This window comes from Streptomyces sp. PTL18 (assembly GCF_059510295.1).
In genome coordinates this window covers 181949-199327 of sequence record NZ_JCAJZO010000003.1, presented here as the reverse complement: position 1 = coordinate 199327, position 17379 = coordinate 181949, and the positions used below count along the sequence as shown (strand labels likewise).

Sequence of the window (17379 nt, the reverse complement as noted above, 5' to 3'; positions counted from 1 at the left end):
CGGGACGAGCAGGGCAAAACGCCGCGTGACCACGGCGACGTAAGGAGAAGGACGACGTGGACATAGCTTTGGCGCCGGAGACCCTGGCGCGATGGCAGTTCGGCATCACGACCGTCTACCACTTCCTGTTCGTCCCGCTGACGATCTCGCTCGCCGCGCTGACGGCCGGCCTGCAGACCGCGTGGGTACGGACGGAGAAGGAGAGGTACCTCAGGGCGACGAAGTTCTGGGGCAAGCTCTTCCTGATCAACATCGCGATGGGTGTCGTCACCGGCATCGTCCAGGAGTTCCAGTTCGGCATGAACTGGTCCGCCTACTCCCGCTTCGTCGGCGACGTCTTCGGTGCCCCACTCGCTTTCGAGGCCCTCATCGCCTTCTTCTTCGAGTCCACCTTCATCGGGCTGTGGATCTTCGGCTGGGACAAGCTGCCGAAGAAGATCCACCTGGCCTGCATCTGGATGGTGTCCATCGGAACGATCCTGTCGGCGTACTTCATCCTCGCGGCCAACTCCTGGATGCAGCACCCCGTCGGCTACCGGATCAACAAGGCGAAGGGGCGCGCCGAACTCACCGACTTCTGGCACGTCCTCACCCAGAACACCGCGCTGGCCCAGGTCTTCCACACTCTGTCCGCGTCCTTCCTCACCGGCGGCGCGTTCATGGTCGGTATCGCCGCCTACCACCTGCTCCGCAAGAAGCACGTCCCCGTGATGAAGAGCTCACTGCGGCTCGGACTGGTCACCGTCGTCATCGCCGGCCTGCTCACCGCGGTCAGCGGTGACGTCCTCGGCAAGGTCATGTTCAAGCAGCAGCCGATGAAGATGGCCGCCGCCGAGGCGCTGTGGGACGGCCAGAACTCGGCGCCGTTCTCGATCTTCGCCTACGGCGACGTCAGCAAGGGCCACAACTCCGTCGAACTGTCCGTCCCCGGCCTGCTGTCGTTCCTGGCCGACGACGACTTCACCTCCTACGTCCCCGGCATCAACGACACCAACAAGGCCGAACAGCAGAAATTCGGCCCCGGCGACTACCGCCCCATCATTCCCGTCACCTTCTGGGGCTTCCGGTGGATGATCGGCTTCGGTATGGCTTCCTTCGCCATCGGTCTGGCCGGGCTCTGGCTGACCCGCAAGAAGTTCCTGCTGCCGCAGCATCTGCGGGTCGGCGAGGACGAGGTACCGCATCTGGTCCTGTTCCGGAACAAGGCGCTCGGCCCGACGCTGACCACCTGGTACTGGCGCATCGCGATCTGGACCCTGGCCTTCCCGCTCATCGCCAACTCCTGGGGATGGATCTTCACCGAGATGGGCCGTCAGCCCTGGGTCGTCTACGGCGTGCTGCGCACCCGTGACGCCGTCTCCCCCGGTGTCTCCCAGGGCGAGGTCATCACGTCGATGACTGTGTTCACCGTGCTCTACGCGATCCTCGCCGTCATCGAGGTGAAGCTGCTGACGAAGTACGTCAAGGCCGGACCGCCCGAGCTCACCGAGTCCGATCTCAACCCGCCTACCAGGCTCGGCGGCGACTCCCGGGACGCCGACAAGCCGATGGCCTTCTCGTACTAGGCCGAGGGAGCGCTCACACCATGCAACTTCACGACGTCTGGTTCGTCCTGATCGCGGTCCTCTGGATCGGCTACTTCTTCCTGGAGGGCTTCGACTTCGGGGTCGGCATCCTCACCAAGCTCCTGGCCCGCAACCGCCCCGAGCGGCGGGTGCTGATCAACACGATCGGCCCGGTCTGGGACGGCAACGAGGTATGGCTGCTCAGCGCGGGCGGCGCCACGTTCGCCGCCTTCCCTGAGTGGTATGCCACGCTCTTCTCCGGTTTCTACCTGCCGCTGCTGGTCATCCTCGTCTGTCTGATCGTGCGCGGAGTCGCCTTCGAGTACCGGGCCAAGCGGCCCGAGGAGAACTGGCAGCGCAACTGGGAGAACGCGATCTTCTGGACCTCGCTGATCCCGGCGTTCCTGTGGGGGGTGGCCTTCGCCAACATCGTGCGGGGCGTGAAGATCGACCAGCACCTGGAGTACGTGGGCGACGTCTGGGACCTGCTCAACCCGTTCGCGCTCCTCGGCGGCCTGGTCACGCTGGCCCTGTTCACCTTCCACGGGGCGGTGTTCACGGCGCTGAAGACCGTCGGGGACATCCGGCAGCGGGCGCGGAAGCTGGCCCTGGGGGTCGGGCTGGTGACCGCGGGGCTGGCGCTTCTCTTCCTCACCTGGGTGCAGATCGACCAGGGAGACAGCAAGAGCCTGGTCGCCATGGCCGTGGCGGTGGCTGCGCTCGTCGCTGGGCTCGTCGCCAATCAGGCAGGCCGTGAGGGATGGTCGTTCGCGTTCTCCGGGATCACCATCGTGGCCGCGGTCGCCATGCTGTTCCTGACGCTCTTCCCGAACGTCATGCCGTCCACGCTCAACGCGGACTGGAGCCTGACGGTGAGCAACGCCTCGTCGAGCCCCTACACGCTGAAGATCATGACGTGGTGCGCCGGGATCGCCACGCCGATCGTCCTGCTCTATCAGGGCTGGACCTACTGGGTGTTCCGCAAGCGCATCGGCACTCAGCACATCGCCGCCGACGCTTCCGCCGGTGCCGTGCACTGAATCTGGTGGGGCGGGGTGTTTCACGTGAAACACCCCGCCCGGACCGAAGGGCATATTTCACGTGAAACCGATCGATCCACGACTCCTCCGCTACGCCCGGGCGACGCGCTTCTTCCTCGGGGCGGTCATCGGCCTGGGTGCCCTCGGCGCGGCTCTGGTCATCGCCCAGGCGATGCTGATCGCGGATGTGGTGGTCGGTGCCTTCCAGCACCATCAGTCGGTCGTCGAACTGCGCACGCCCCTGCTGCTCCTGGTGGCCGTGGCGGTCGGACGCGCCCTGGTGTCCTGGCTCACCGAACTCTCCGCCCACCGCGCGAGCGCGGCGGTGAAGTCGGAGTTGCGGGGGAGGCTGCTGGAGCGAGCCGGGAGCCTCGGTCCGGGATGGCTCAGCGGACAACGGACCGGTTCGCTGGTCGCTCTGGCCACACGGGGGGTCGATGCCCTCGACGACTACTTCTCGCGCTATCTGCCGCAGCTGGGGCTCGCTGTGGTGGTGCCGGTGGCGGTACTGGTGCGGATCGTCACCGAGGACTGGGTGTCCGCGGCGATCATCGCCGGCACGCTGCCCTTGATCCCCCTCTTCATGATGTTGATCGGCTGGGCGACACAGTCCCAGATGGACCGTCAGTGGCGGCTGCTGTCCCGGCTGTCCGGGCACTTCCTCGACGTGGTCGCCGGACTGCCGACGCTCAAGGTCTTCGGCCGGGCCAAGGCCCAGGCCGAGTCGATCAAGCGGATCACCGGCGAGTACCGGCAGGCGACCATGCGGACCCTGCGCCTCGCCTTTCTGTCGTCCTTCGCACTGGAGCTCCTGGCCACCATCTCGGTCGCGCTCGTCGCCGTCGAGATCGGCATGCGGCTGGTCCACGGCGACATGGACCTGTACATCGGGCTGGTGATCCTGGTGCTGGCCCCGGAGGCATACCTGCCGTTGCGGCAGGTGGGAACGCAGTACCACGCGGCGGCGGAGGGCCTCTCCGCAGCCGGGGAGATCTTCGCAGTGCTGGAGACCCCGCTACCGGCCTGCGGTGAGCAGCAGGTTCCGGACGGGCCGATCGCCTTCGAGGGCGTGACGGTCCGCTATCCCGGACGGTCGTCCGCCGCGGTGTCCGATGTGTCGCTCACAGTGGCGTCCGGTGAGACCGTGGCCCTCGTAGGACCGAGCGGAGCGGGCAAGTCGACCCTGCTGAGCGTCCTGCTCGGGTTCGTGCCGCCCACCGAAGGGCGCGTACGGGTCGGGGGCGTCGACCTCGCCTCGGCCGATCTGGCGGAGTGGCGTTCACGTATCGCATGGGTGCCGCAGCGACCCCACCTCTCCGCGGGCACGATCGCCGACAACGTACGGCTGGCGCGGCCGGAGGCGGACGACGCGGCGGTGCGAAGGGCGCTTGCCGACGCAGGGGCGCTTGAGTTCGTGGACACGCTGCCCGAGGGGATCCGCACGGTGCTCGGCGAGGAGGGGGCGGGCCTGTCCGCCGGGCAGCGGCAACGGCTCGCCCTGGCCCGTGCGTTCCTCGCCGACCGTCCGGTGCTGCTGCTGGACGAGCCGACGGCTTCCCTGGACGGGGCGACCGAGCACGAGATCGTGGAAGCGGTGCGTCGGCTCGCCGTCGGCCGGACGGTCCTGCTGGTGGTGCACCGGCCGGCACTGCTGGGGCTGGCGGACCGGGTGGTACGGCTGGATGCGGAGCAGTACACCACGCCGAGCGCCCTTGCGCAGGCCGGTCCCGAGCCGTTGCCGCTCCGGGAGGCCGTGAGCGCGCCGCCCGCCCGAGGTGAGCCGGCCTCCGCCCCGCTCCCGGTGAGGCACGGTGGCGTGCTCACACGCGTCCGTGCCATGGCCGGCCCCCGTCGAGGGCGGCTCGCCCTCGCCCTGGTGCTCGGCAGTCTCGCGCTCGGCAGCGCGGTGGGGCTGATGGCCACCTCCGGGTGGCTGATCTCGCGGGCCTCCCAGCAGCCGCCGGTGCTGTATCTGATGGTCGCCGTGACGGCCACGCGGGCGTTCGGAATCGGACGGGCCGTGTTCCGGTACGCGGAGCGGCTGGTGTCCCACGATGCCGTCCTGCGCATGCTGGCCGACACCCGCGTCGCCGTCTACCGGCGCCTGGAGCGGCTGGCCCCGGCGGGACTGCGCACGACCCGGCGGGGCGACCTGCTGTCACGGCTGGTAGCCGATGTGGACGCGCTGCAGGACTACTGGCTGCGGTGGCTGCTTCCCGCGGGGGCGGCGTTCGTCGTGTCGGCCGGTTCCGTCTGCTTCACCGCCTGGCTGCTGCCCGAGGCCGGTGCCGTCCTCGCTGCCGGACTGCTCGCGGCCGGGGTGGGTGTTCCCCTGGTGACGGGGGCCGTGGCGCGCCGGGCGGAGCGGAGGCTGGCACCCGCCCGGGGTGTACTGGCGACCCGGGTGACGGATCTGCTGACAGGGACAGCCGAGTTGACGGTCGCCGGTGCGCTGCCGGAGCGGACCGCTCGGACGCGGCAGGCCGACGCCGTGCTGACCCGTATCGCCTCCCGCGCCGCCACCGCGACGGCGCTCGGTGACGGGCTCACCGCGCTGGTCACCGGGCTGACCGTCGCGGCCTCCGCACTCGTGGGCGCACAGGCCGTCGCCGGCGGACGGCTCGGCGGGGTGGTCATGGCGGTCCTGGTGCTCACGCCCCTGGCCGCGTTCGAGGCGGTCATGGGGCTGCCGCTCGCCGTGCAGCACCGCCAGCGGGTGCGCCGGAGCGCCGAGCGCGTCCATGAGGTGCTGGACGCTCCCGCGCCCGTACGGGAACCCGAACAGCCGCAGCCGGCTCCCCCGTCGCCCTTCCCGCTGGTCCTGGACGGGCTCACCGCACGGTACGACGGGCAACGGCGGGACGCGCTCAGCGGCTTCGACCTCACCCTCGAACAGGGCCGCCGGGTCGCCGTGGTCGGTGCCTCGGGTGCGGGCAAGACGACCCTCGCCCAGGTCCTGCTGCGGTTCCTGGACGCGGACGCCGGCTCCTACACGCTGGCCGGCACGGACGCCCACGCGCTCGACGGCGACGACGTGCGGCGCCTGGTCGGTCTGTGCGCACAGGACGCCCACCTCTTCGACAGCTCGGTGCGGGAGAACCTGCTGCTCGCACGGAAGGACGCCGGCGAGGCGGAACTGCGCGACGCGCTCGCGCGGGCCCGGCTCATGGACTGGGTGGAGGGGCTGCCCGACGGACTGGACAGCCTGATCGGCGAGCACGGCGCCCGGCTCTCCGGCGGCCAGCGGCAGCGCCTGGCCCTGGCCCGCGCCCTGCTGGCCGACTTCCCCGTCCTGATTCTCGACGAGCCCGCGGAACACCTCGACCTGCCGACGGCGGACGCGCTCACCACGGACCTGCTCGCCGCCACCGAGGGCCGGACCACCCTGCTGATCACCCACCGGCTGGCCGGCCTGGAGGCGGTCGACGAGGTGATCGTCCTCGCGGAGGGACGGGTGGTCCAGCGGGGCGGCTACGGCGAGCTGGCGGCGAAGGACGGGCCGTTGCGGGAGATGCTGGAGCGGGAGGCTCAGGGGGATCTGCTGGGGGCCGGCTGAGGGATACCGCTGGGCCATTCGTGGCCGTCCGTTCCGCCGGCCGTGGTAAGTCGACAGGACCGGGCCCGCGACACGGGCCACGATCGTTGACATGCATCCAATGTGTCGGCGAGTCCTGCTCGTTTCGGTCGTGCTGTCCGCGTTCACGACGGTCCCGGCCTGGTCAGCGGTGGCCGGACAGGGGAAGGGGGGCGGCGGTGCCGATTCCTCCGCCGCCCTACGGGTGGCGCGGCTGTACGAGGAAGTCGCCCTGGTGGCACGGCAGTACGAGACCGGGCGCAGGCGGGCCGAGGAACAGCGCGCCCGGGCGCGGCGTGATGAGAGGCTCCTCATACGGGAGCGCCGGCGGGCCGCGGCCTTCCCCGAGGGTCCGGGCCTGGTCGGGCGTGCCCGGTACCACCCGAACGGCGCTCCCCCGTACGTCCCGCAGACGCTCCTCCCCGACACCGTCCTGAACGTGATGCGCGGTCAGCACTCGCTCACGCGAGCCGATCGTGCGGCTGCGAACGCGGTCGTCGGTATCCACCTGGTGGCGGACCGCCTCACCGCGGACCTTGCCGAGGCGTCGGCGCAGTCACGGCGGCTGCAGAGGCGGAACGCCGAACTGGCCGACAGGAGCCGGACCCTGCGGGCGAGGCTGGAGGAGGCACGGCAGGTCCTGCAGAGGCAGGCCGACGCGGCCGCCGCCACGGGATCGTGCCGGGGCGCCGTCCATCTGGGCCGGCTGCGGCAGAGGACCACCCGCGCGTGGGGCCCGCCGGTGGAGTCGTACAGGCTGTCCGCTCCGTTCGGCAGCGGGGGCGGCCACTGGGCGCACCGGCACACCGGTCAGGACTTCGCGGTGCCCATCGGGACCCCGGTGCGGGCCGTCGGTGCCGGGAAGGTGGTGCGGGTCGCGTGCGGCGGCGCCTTCGGGATCGAGGTCGTGATCCGGCACCCGGGCGGCTACTTCACCCAGTACGCCCATCTCGCCGCCGTCACCGTCGAGCCGGGGGAGCCGGTGGCCACCGGCCAGTGGATCGCCCAGTCCGGCACGACGGGCAACTCGACGGGGCCGCATCTGCACTTCGAGGTCCGGGTCACTCCGGATTGGGGATCGGGCATCGATCCGGTGCCCTGGCTGACCGCACGGGGCGTACGACTGTGAGGGCGCTACCCGAGGGACGGTCTCCCTGCGGCCTTCGACCGCTCGGCGAGGATCCGCTCGATCACCACGGCCACACCGTCGTCGTTGTTGGCGACCGTCCGCCCCGATGCGGCGGCGATCACGTCCGGGTGGGCGTTGCCCATCGCGTAGGACCGGCCCGCCCAGGTGAGCATCTCCACGTCGTTCGGCATGTCGCCGAAGGCGACGACCTCTTCGTGGGAGATGCCGCGCTCGGCGCAGCACAGCGCGAGGGTGCTCGCCTTGGAGACGCCCGGCCCGCTGATCTCCAGCAGGGCGCTGGGGCTGGACCGGGTGATGGTGGCGCGGTCGCCGACGGCGAGTCGGGCCAGGGTGAGGAAGGCGTCCGGGTCCAGGCTCGGGTGGTGGGCGAGGATCTTCAGCACCGGCTCGTGCGCGCCGGGGGCGTCCGGTGCCAGCAGTTCCTCGGCGGGCGCGAGCAGGTCCGGGATCTCCAGATGCAGCTTCGGGTAGGCAGGCTCCTGGTAGAAGCCGTACGTCTGCTCGATGGCGTACATCGTGCCGGGTGCGGCGTCCCGCAGCAGCTGTACGGCGTCGAGTGCGTTCTCCCGGGCGAGCTCGCGGACCTTGACGAAGCGGTGGGTGCCGGGGCCGCCGTGCAGGTCCACCACGGCCGCGCCGTTGCCGCAGATCGCCAGTCCGTGACCGTGGACGTGGTCGCTGACGACGTCCATCCAGCGGGCGGGGCGGCCCGTGACGAAGAAGACCTCGATCCCGGCCTCCTCGGCGGCGGCCAGCGCGGCGACGGTCCGCTCGGAGACCGACTTGTCGTCGCGCAGCAGGGTGCCGTCGAGATCGGTCGCGATCAGCCGGGGCGGGAGGGTGGAGGCCGGGGTCTCGGGCTGTCGGGTCGCTGAGGTCACCGGCCCATTCTGGCGCATATGCCCGCACGGCCGTGCGGGCACCCGCACACCTGAGTGGTGACCCTGCTCACCAGCGCCATCACGTCCCGTCATGCTCAGCGCAGCTTCGCCGGGGCCTCCAGGGCGATCTGCTCGAAGACCTGCATGTCCGCCGCGAAGTCGGAGTCGGGGATGGGCCAGTGGATCACGATGTCGGTGAAACCCAGCTCCGCGTGCCGGCCGGCGAAGTCGACGAACGCGTCGAGGGACTGCAGCGGTCGGCCGCGGTCCGGGGTGAATCCGGTGAGCAGGACCTTGTCGAGTTCCGCCACGTCGCGGCCGACCGCGGCGCAGGCCTCGGACAGCTTGTCGGTCTGCGCGCGCAGGGCGTGCAGCGACTGTTCAGGGGTGCCGGTCTCGTACAGCTTCGGGTCGCCGGTCGTCACCCACGCCTGACCGTGGCGGGCGGCGAGCTTCAGGCCGCGCGGGCCGGTCGCGGCGATCGCGAAGGGCAGCCGGGGGCGCTGCACGCAGCCGGGGATGTTCCGCGCCTCGTGCGCGGAGTAGTGCGTCCCCCGGTAGGAGACGGAGTCCTCGGTGAGCAGCCGGTCGAGCAGCGGGACGAACTCGCCGAACCGGTCGGCGCGCTCGCGCGCGGTCCACGGCTCCTGGCCGAGCGCGGTGGCGTCGAAGCCGGTGCCGCCGGCCCCGACGCCCAGCGTGATCCGGCCGCCGGAGATGTCGTCGAGGGAGATCAGTTCCTTGGCGAGGGTGACCGGATGCCGGAAGTTCGGCGAGGTGACGAGGGTGCCGAGCCGCATCCGGCCGGTGGCGGCGGCCGCGGCGGTCAGCGTCGGCACGGCGCCGAACCACGGACCGTCCCGGAAGGACCGCCACGACAGGTGGTCGTAGGTGAAAGCGGTGTGGAATCCGAGTCGCTCCGCACGCTGCCAGGCGGAACGCCCGCCCTCGTGCCAGCGGACGTACGGCAGGATCACGGTGCTCAGACGCAGACTCATGCCTCGAGCGTAAGGGAGACGGGAAGGGGTCGTGTCCCGACGTGATCCGGAAAACCAAGGAATCCCAGACCACGGTCAGTGTTTCTCTGGGAAACGCAGGTACTGCGGGGGTACGGCCTTGGTGAGCCACACTCCGTTCGCGCTGACCTGGAACACGTGGCCGTCACGGTGCATGGCGCCGGCGTCCACGGCCAGCACCACCGGGCGGCCGCGCCGGGCTCCGACGCGGGTGGCGGTCTCACGGTCCGGGGAGAGGTGCACATCGTGCCGGGTCATCGGCCTCAGGCCCTCGGCACGGATCGGATCCAGGTTGCGCGCCACGGTTCCGTGGTAGAGGCACGCGGGCGGGGTCGCCGCAGGAAGGCCCAGGTCGACGCCGACGCTGTGGCCCTGACCGGCGCGGATGCGGATGCCCTCGATCACGAACCGCTTCTTGTCGTTGGTGGCGACCACCCGGTCCAGTTCCTCGCGGGTGATCCTGAAGCCGTGGGCGGCCGCCGCGGCGAGCAGCGTGTCGATCTCGACCCAGCCGCCGTCGTCCAGAGTGATCCCGATTCGCTCCGGCTGATGCCGCAGGTGTTTCGAGAGGTACTTCGACACCTTCACGGTGCGTCTGTCGTTTTTCCTTTCCGTCATCTTTCCAGCGTGCGGGAGAGACGCGGATCACGCACGTGATGTGGGTCGCGATGTTTGATCCACAACCAACCGTGGTTATCCACAGGCGAATTGATGCCTCTGTGGACAACTGGTCGCTGTAGACGCACTGTTCGTCAAGTCAAGCCACTTGGCAGCGGACTTGCCGAACCCGCCTGCAGGAAACGCTGGTTCGTCAACTCCCTTGTCGGGGAGTCACAGTGGTGGATCGATCCGGGCGATGGCGCGCAACACCCCTGGAGCGAAACGGGACAACAGCCGCGCACCGCGGACTTCCGGGGTGACGGCTACGACCGCCTGGTTGCGTACCACCGCACGCAGAGTCGCGTCCGCGACCTTTTCCGGCGCGTAACCACGCAGTCCGTACAGCCGGTTGGCCCTCTTCTGCCGTCGCCTCTCCTCCTGAGCGTCCACGCCGACGAACCGCGCCGTCGACATGATGTTCGTGTGGACGAAGCCCGGACAGATCGCCGACACCCCGATGCCGTGCTCTGCCAACTCGGCGCGCAGGCACTCGCTGAGCATGAGTACGGCCGCCTTGGACGTGCTGTAGGCCGGCAGAACCTTCGACGGCTGATAGGCGGACGCCGACGCGACGTTGACGATGTGGCCGCCCTGCCGGCGCTCGGCCATCTGCTCGCCGAACAGCCGGCAACCGTGGATCACGCCCCACAAGTTGACGTCGAGGACGGTGCGCCAGTCCTCGGCGGTGGTGTCGAAGAAGGAGCCGGACAGACCGATTCCGGCGTTGTTCACCAGGACGTCCACCACCCCGTACGCGGCGGCGACCTTCTCGGCGAGCTTCTCCACCGCCCGCTCGTCACAGACGTCGACCGTCTCCGACCATGCCTTGGGGGCACCGCAGGTACGGGCCAACTCCGCGGTGCGGGAGGCGCTTTCACCGTTCCGGTCGACCGCCACCACGCGGGCCCCGGCCTTCGCGAACGCGACCGCAGTGGCCCGCCCGATGCCGCTCCCCGCGCCCGTCACCAGCACCAGCTGTCCGCCGAACCGCTCGGCGTACCGACCGCTCGCCACAGGCAGCGTACGGCCGTTCTCCACGGCGGTCACGAACTCCGTGATCCAGCTCGCCACTTGGTCGGGACGCGTGCGCGGGATCCAGTGTCCGTCGGGAAGCGTGCGACGGATCAACCGCGGTGCCCACCGCTCGAGTTCGTCATAAAGGTGCTCCGAGAGGAACGCGTCCCGCAGCGGCGTGATCAGCTGCACGGGCGCGTGTGCGTACGCGTCGGGGCGCGGGTGGCGCAGCCTCGGCCGCACGTTGTCCCGGTACAGCCAGGCGCCGTTGGCCGCGTCCCTGGGGAGTGACGGGGCGGGGTGGTCGCCGTCGGGCAGCCGCTCGGCGCGGCGCAGGATGCCGGGCCAGTGTCTGCCGAGCGGTCCGCGCCAGGCCAGCTCCGGCAGGGCGGGAGCGTGCAGCAGGTAGACGTACCAGGACCTGGCGCACTGGCCCAGCAGCTGGCCCACGCGACGCGGGGTCGGCCGGCGGACCCGCCGTTCGATCCACTGTCCGAGGTGGTCGAGGGACGGTCCTGACATGGAGGTGAACGAGGCGACCCGGCCCTCGGTGCGCCCGGCCGTGACGAACTCCCAGCCCTGCACCGAGCCCCAGTCGTGTCCCACCAGGTGCACCGGCCGGCCGGGACTGACCGCGTCGGCGACCGCCAGGAAGTCGTCCGTCAGCTTCTCCAGGGTGAAACCGCCGCGCAGCGGTTCCGGCGCCGTCGACCGGCCGTGGCCGCGGACGTCGTGGAGCACGACATGGAAGCGGTCGGCGAGGCGGGGCGCCACTTCGGACCAGACCTCCTTGGTGTCCGGGTAACCGTGCACGAGCACCACGGTGGGCCGCTCGGGGTCGCCCAGCTCGGCCACGCACAGCTCGACCCCGCCCGTCCGCACCCGGCGCTCGCGCGCCCCCGTGAGAGCCACTCGTCCCCCTCTTCTGCCACTCGCACCTGTTCCGTCACGTCACACCGGCGAATGTGGCACTTGTTAGAGGTGGCGTCAACAGCGGTCTCGTGGTCTGTGGAAAACCCTGGTGATCTGGACTACGCGCCGCCCGCCGCCCGCCGCCCGCCGCGAGGATGCCGTAAGCAACCACTTCCTCAACATCCGCGCATGAATGGTCACAACCACACCATTAGGAACCAAGAAACGACTCATTGAGTGGTTATGACCGTAAACAACGCGTTTCGCGTCTTGCGATCAAGTCGGACGCAGTAGACCCTGGGCTGCAAGAAACTGCCGTGGCACGGCAGTTGGGGGCAAGGACCGGTTGCCGGACGCGGGGATGGGGGCCTCGCAGACACGGACGCCGAGGGGGGCGCCGCACAACCGGAAGGTCACGCAACCGTGTCGATGTGGTGAAGATGACACGGTGGCGCCGACCCGTCACTGATCCGTCCGCCAAGGTCCAGGGGGATCAAAAGCGGGCGAAAGCCAGCAAAACACACACGCACATGTGCGTGCGGGGGGATGACTCATGACGTCGACGCCGACAGGCGCCCGGCAGGACTTCGACTCGTCTGAGACCACCCGGCCCAGGGTGGTGTCGCACCGAACGGGCCACACCGGCACCATCCACCGGATCAAACGGTCACTGCCCAGATACGACTACGAGCACTACAGCCGGCTGGCGGGTCCCCTCACCGAACCGGACCCGACCAGGCCCTACAAGGTCCAGTACCGCTCGCTGCTGTCCCAGGAGCCGCACCGCATCCGCGCCGCCCTCATGCTGGGCGCGGCGCCGCTGCAGTCGCTGGTCCTGCTCGCCTGGCTGCTGCAGCCCGAACACTGGACCGAACGCGACTATCCCGCCTACGACTTCCTACCGGCCCTCGACATCGTGATGCTCGTCTCGATCGGCCTGATCGAGTTCTTCCGGTGCATGAACGTGCTGTCGAACGCGCACGCCACCCTGGTCGCCCGCGACCCGGTCCCGGTGGTGCCCGAGACCGGCACCAGAGTCGCGTTCATCACCACCTGCGTGCCCGGCAAGGAACCGCTGGCGATGGTGACGAAGACCCTGGAGGCCGCCGTCCGGCTGCGCCACCGGGGCCTTCTGCATGTGTGGCTCCTCGACGAGGGCGACGACCCGGAGGTGAAGCAGGTCTGCGAGCGCCTGGGGGTGCACCACTTCACCCGCAGGGGCGTCGAGAAGTGGAACCGGCCCGAGGGGCCGCACCGCGCCAAGACCAAGCACGGCAACTACAACGCCTGGCTCGAGGCGCACGGCGACGAGTACGACTACTTCGCCTCCGTCGACACCGACCATGTGCCGCTGCCCAACTACCTGGAGCGGATGCTCGGTTACTTCCGCGACCCGGACGTCGGCTTCGTCATCGGCCCGCAGGTCTACGGCAACTACGACACCTTCGTCACCAAGGCCGCCGAGTCCCAGCAGTTCCTCTTCCACGCGCTGATCCAGCGCGCCGGCAACCGCTACGGCGCACCCATGTTCGTCGGCACCTCCAACGCCGTACGCATCAGCGCGCTGAAGCAGATCGGCGGCCTGTACGACTCGATCACCGAGGACATGGCCACCGGGTTCGAGATGCACCGCCACCGGAACCCGGGTACCGGGAGGAGGTGGAAGTCGGTCTACACCCCGGACGTGCTCGCGGTCGGCGAGGGCCCGGCCGCCTGGACGGACTTCTTCACCCAGCAGCTGCGCTGGTCGCGGGGCACGTACGAGACGATCCTGAAGCAGTACTGGAAGGGCTTCTTCTCACTGCCGCCCGGGAGGCTCTTCAACTACACCATGATGATCATCTTCTACCCGATGTCGGCACTCAACTGGATTCTGGCGGCGCTGAGTTGCGCGCTGTTCCTGGGCCTGGGCGCATCGGGTGTGAACATCGACCCGACGGTCTGGCTGATGCTGTACGGCAACGCGTCGGCCCTCCAGATCGGCCTGTACATCTGGAACCGCCGGCACAACGTCTCCCCGCACGAGCCGGAAGGCTCCGGCGGTGTGGCCGGCATGGTGATGTCGGCGCTGTCCGCGCCGGTCTACGCCCGTTCGCTCCTGGACGCGGTGCTGCGCCGCAAGAGCGGGTTCGTGGTGACTCCCAAGGGGGATTCGGCCAGCCCGGACACGTTGTTCGGGACGTTCCGGATCCACCTGTTCTTCATCCTGGTCTTCGGCGGCTCGATCGCCGCGGGTCTCCTCCTCGGCCACTCCCACCCCGCGATGATCACCTGGGCCTCGCTCGCCCTGCTGATCACGGCCTCACCGATCGTCGCCTGGCGCTGGACCCTGCGGCAGACCGAGAGGCCGGCCGTCGCGGATCAGCCGCAGCACACCGCGGTGATACCGCACCAGCCCACCGGGACACACACACCGGGGCAGCGGCCCTCCGCGGCCGAACACGACGACCGGACCATGCGGATCACTCTTGGGGGACGCGAGAAATGAATGACCAGTCCGGCCGCCGTCGCGCTCGACGGCTGGCGATCGGCACGGCGGTGGTCCTCGCACTGGGCGGAATGAACGGACCGTGGCTGTACCGCTTCGGGACGGCGCAGTACCACGACTACGTCATCAACCAGCCGGAGTACAAGGCTAAGAACGGGCACTGGCAGATCGTCGAGTTCCCCGAGGGGTACCGCCAGGACACCATCCACGCCGTACTGCTGCACACCGGCAAGGTGCTGATGATCGCCGGGTCGGGCAACAACCAGGAGAACTTCGACAAGAAGCAGTTCGACACCCGGATCTGGGACCCGGTCAAGGGCACGATCAAGAAGGTGCCCACACCGAACGACGTGTTCTGCACGGGCCACACCCAGCTCGCCGACGGCAAGATCCTGATCGCGGGCGGCACCAAGCGGTACGAGAAGCTGAAGGGCGACGTCACCAAGGCCGGCGGCCTGATGATCGTCCACAACGAGAACCCGGACAAGCCGATCACCCTCCCCGCGGGCACCAGGTTCACGGGCAGGGAGAACGGCAAGACCTTCGTGTCCAAGGACCCCGTGCTCGTACCGCGGGCGACGAAGGTCTTCGACAGGACCGGGAAGTTCCTGCACAACGACCCCGGTCTCGGCCGCATCTACGTCGAGGCGGGCAGGAGCGGGGCCAGATACGAGACCGGCACCCAGGACAACTATCGCGTCCAGGGCCTGACCGGCGTCGACGCCCGCAACACCTATGGCATCGCGCAGAAACTGGCCCTCGACAAGAAGGACTTCCAGGGCATCCGGGACGCCTACGAGTTCGACCCGGTCGCCGAGAAGTACATCAAGGTCGACCCGATGAACGAGGCCCGCTGGTACCCGACGCTCACCACGCTGAGCGACGGGAAGATCCTCAGCGTCTCCGGGCTCGACGACATCGGTCAGCTGGTCCCCGGCAAGAACGAGGTCTTCGACCCGAAGACCAAGAAGTGGACCTACACCTCCAAGATCCGTCAGTTCCCGACCTATCCCGCGCTGTTCCTGATGCAGAACGGCAAGATCTTCTACTCGGGTTCGAACGCGGGCTACGGCCCGGACAACGTGGGCCGCGACCCCGGCGTCTGGGACGTCGACACCAACAAGTTCAGCGAGCTGCCCGGGCTCAGCGACCCGAACATGATGGAGACGTCCGGCACGGTGCTGCTGCCGCCCGCGCAGGACGAGAAGTACATGGTGATCGGCGGCGGCGGGGTCGGCGAGTCCAAGCTGTCCAGCAGGAAGACCCGGCTGATCGACCTCAAGGACAGCAGCCCGAGGTTCGTCGACGGCCCGTCCCTGGAGAAGGGGACCCGCTATCCGCAGTCCTCGGTTCTGCCCGACGACACGGTGCTCGTCTCGGGCGGCTCGGAGGACTACCGCGGCCGCAGCGACTCCAACATCCTCCAGGCGCGGCTCTATCACCCGGACCGCAACACCTTCCAGCGGGTCGCCGACCCGCTGGTGGGCCGCAACTACCACTCGGGGTCGATCCTGCTGCCCGACGGACGCGTGATGTTCTTCGGTTCGGACTCGCTGTACGGCGACAAGGCGAACACCAAGCCGGGCAGGTTCGAGCAGCGGATCGAGATCTACACACCGCCGTACCTGTACCGGGACGGCCGGCCATCGCTGTCGGGCGGGCCGCAGACCATCGCGCCGGGCGGCTCGGGGACGTTCACCTCGCAGCACGCGTCGGCGATCCGGAAGGTACGGATGATCCGGCCGAGTGCGTCGACGCACGTCACGGATGTCGACCAGCGGTCGATCGCCCTGGACTTCAAGAGGTCCGGGGACAGGATCACGGTGACCGTCCCGAAGAACCGGAGCCTTGTTCTTCCGGGCTGGTACATGCTGTTCGTGGACGACGACCAGGGGACGCCGTCGGTGGCCCGGTGGGTCAGGGTCCCGTAGCCCGCACGCACGTGGGGGCGCCCTCCGCCATGAAGGGCGCCCCCACGGTCACGGCCGGCGCTCCCCGTCGAGCGCCTTGCTGAGCTACTTGCCGGCCTCGGCGAGCTTCAGTGCGTAGCCGGACCACCACTGCCCGGCCTTCGGGCCGCCCTTGCAGGTGCCGTCCGACTCTCCGGGGCGTTTGACCCACAGATAGGCGTCCACCAGGGAGTCCGCCGTCTTCGTCGTCGGGGGATCGCCCAGGGCCCGGCCCGGCGGGTTGCACCAGCGCTGCTGCGGGTCGCCGTCCGTGTAGGGGCCGTTGCCGTTGCGGCTGGTGTCGATCACGAAGTGCTTGCCGCCGACCTTCGCCGACAGCTGCTTGCCGTACGCGATCGAGTCCTCGGTCGAGTAGAAGTTGGAGACGTTCACCGCGAAGCCGTCCGTCCGGTCGACACCCGCCTGCCGCAGCGGCTGGAAGATCTCGTCCGGGTGCTGCCAGCCCGCGTTGCCGGCGTCCAGGTAGACCCTGGTGTTCCGCAGCGCCTTCAGCTTGGCGATCGCGCTCTTGAGCAGGTCGTAGCGTTCCTCGTGGAACTGCTCCGGCGTGCATCCGTCCACCATGTGCAGCACCGCGTCGGGCTCCAGGACCACCGTCGCGTGCCGGTCCCCGATGCCCCGGGCCACGGCGTCGATCCACGCCCGGTAGGCGTTGCCGTCGGCCGCGCCGCCCTGCGAGAACTGGTCGCAGTCGCGGTGCGGGATGTCGTAGAGGACCAGGAGCGCCGTCCGGTCCGCCTGCTCGGCGGCCTCGGTGAAGCCGCGCGCCTCCGCCTCCGGGTTCTCCGGGCCGATCCACTCCCCCGTCGGCTGCTCGGCGATCTTTCTGATCTGGTCCGCCTCGGCCGGCCTCCCGGCCTTCTCGTACGCGGTGACCTGCCGTGCCGCGTTCCCGTCCGGGTTGACCCAGAAGGGGTCCGACGCCTTCGGCCGCTGGGTGACGCCGCCGCCCGAGCCGCCCCTGTCCCCGCCGCCCTTGTCCCCGCCCCCGGAAGAGGAACACCCGGCCAGCAGTAACGCGGCTCCCACCACGACCGCCGCGGCCACGCGTGCCCCCGCACCCCTCGTCCCGTACATCCAACTCCCCCCTGGCTGTACCGCTTTACCCC

11 protein-coding genes are annotated in these 17379 nt (G+C 69.6%); 6 read left to right on the top strand and 5 right to left on the bottom strand.

Annotation, left to right across the window (positions count from 1 at the left end):
• Positions 1-56 precede the first annotated feature (56 nt).
• From AC5WS8_RS07860 to AC5WS8_RS07845, 4 genes are all read left to right on the top strand, one after another.
• Complete coding sequence (locus tag AC5WS8_RS07860; RefSeq protein ID WP_496102567.1) at positions 57-1565, top strand: cytochrome ubiquinol oxidase subunit I; 1509 nt, start codon at positions 57-59, stop codon at positions 1563-1565.
• Between the two features lie 20 nt (positions 1566-1585).
• Positions 1586-2605: a cytochrome d ubiquinol oxidase subunit II gene (gene cydB / locus AC5WS8_RS07855; RefSeq protein WP_496102566.1), complete on the top strand. Its 1020-nt coding sequence runs from the start codon at positions 1586-1588 to the stop codon at positions 2603-2605.
• A 61-nt stretch (positions 2606-2666) separates the two neighbouring features.
• A complete protein-coding gene (gene cydD / locus AC5WS8_RS07850) occupies positions 2667-6161 on the top strand; it encodes a thiol reductant ABC exporter subunit CydD (protein ID WP_496102565.1) in 3495 nt (1164 codons plus the stop codon).
• A 91-nt stretch (positions 6162-6252) separates the two neighbouring features.
• Positions 6253-7308 carry a M23 family metallopeptidase gene (locus AC5WS8_RS07845; protein ID WP_496102564.1) on the top strand — a complete coding sequence of 352 codons (1056 nt, stop codon included), beginning with the start codon at positions 6253-6255 and terminating at the stop codon, positions 7306-7308.
• A gap of 5 nt (positions 7309-7313) precedes the next feature.
• Here AC5WS8_RS07845 and AC5WS8_RS07840 read toward each other — a convergent pair whose 3' ends face one another.
• The 4 genes from AC5WS8_RS07840 to AC5WS8_RS07825 form a co-directional block, all read right to left on the bottom strand.
• Positions 7314-8228: an HAD hydrolase family protein gene (locus AC5WS8_RS07840; RefSeq protein WP_496102563.1), complete on the bottom strand. Its 915-nt coding sequence runs from the start codon at positions 8226-8228 to the stop codon at positions 7314-7316.
• Positions 8229-8305: 77 nt separating this feature from the next.
• On the bottom strand, positions 8306-9208 hold the full coding sequence (locus AC5WS8_RS07835) for an LLM class flavin-dependent oxidoreductase (RefSeq protein ID WP_496102562.1): 903 nt from the start codon (positions 9206-9208) through the stop codon (positions 8306-8308).
• Positions 9209-9283: 75 nt separating this feature from the next.
• Positions 9284-9844 carry an RNA 2'-phosphotransferase gene (locus AC5WS8_RS07830; protein WP_496102561.1) on the bottom strand — a complete coding sequence of 187 codons (561 nt, stop codon included), beginning with the start codon at positions 9842-9844 and terminating at the stop codon, positions 9284-9286.
• A 213-nt stretch (positions 9845-10057) separates the two neighbouring features.
• Complete coding sequence (locus tag AC5WS8_RS07825) at positions 10058-11812, bottom strand: SDR family oxidoreductase (protein ID WP_496102560.1); 1755 nt, start codon at positions 11810-11812, stop codon at positions 10058-10060.
• Positions 11813-12365: 553 nt separating this feature from the next.
• Between AC5WS8_RS07825 and AC5WS8_RS07820 the strand changes: the two genes are divergently transcribed.
• Together AC5WS8_RS07820 and glxA are read left to right on the top strand one after the other, a co-directional pair.
• Positions 12366-14300 carry a glycosyltransferase family 2 protein gene (locus tag AC5WS8_RS07820; protein WP_496102559.1) on the top strand — a complete coding sequence of 645 codons (1935 nt, stop codon included), beginning with the start codon at positions 12366-12368 and terminating at the stop codon, positions 14298-14300.
• Complete coding sequence (gene glxA / locus AC5WS8_RS07815) at positions 14297-16231, top strand: radical copper oxidase GlxA (protein ID WP_496102558.1); 1935 nt, start codon at positions 14297-14299, stop codon at positions 16229-16231. The genes AC5WS8_RS07820 and glxA overlap by 4 nt, the downstream gene beginning before the upstream one ends.
• 84 nt (positions 16232-16315) lie before the next feature.
• Here the strand turns inward: glxA and AC5WS8_RS07810 are convergent, their stop codons facing one another.
• A complete protein-coding gene (locus AC5WS8_RS07810) occupies positions 16316-17347 on the bottom strand; it encodes a glycoside hydrolase family 6 protein (RefSeq protein WP_496102557.1) in 1032 nt (343 codons plus the stop codon).
• Positions 17348-17379: the final 32 nt, after the last annotated feature.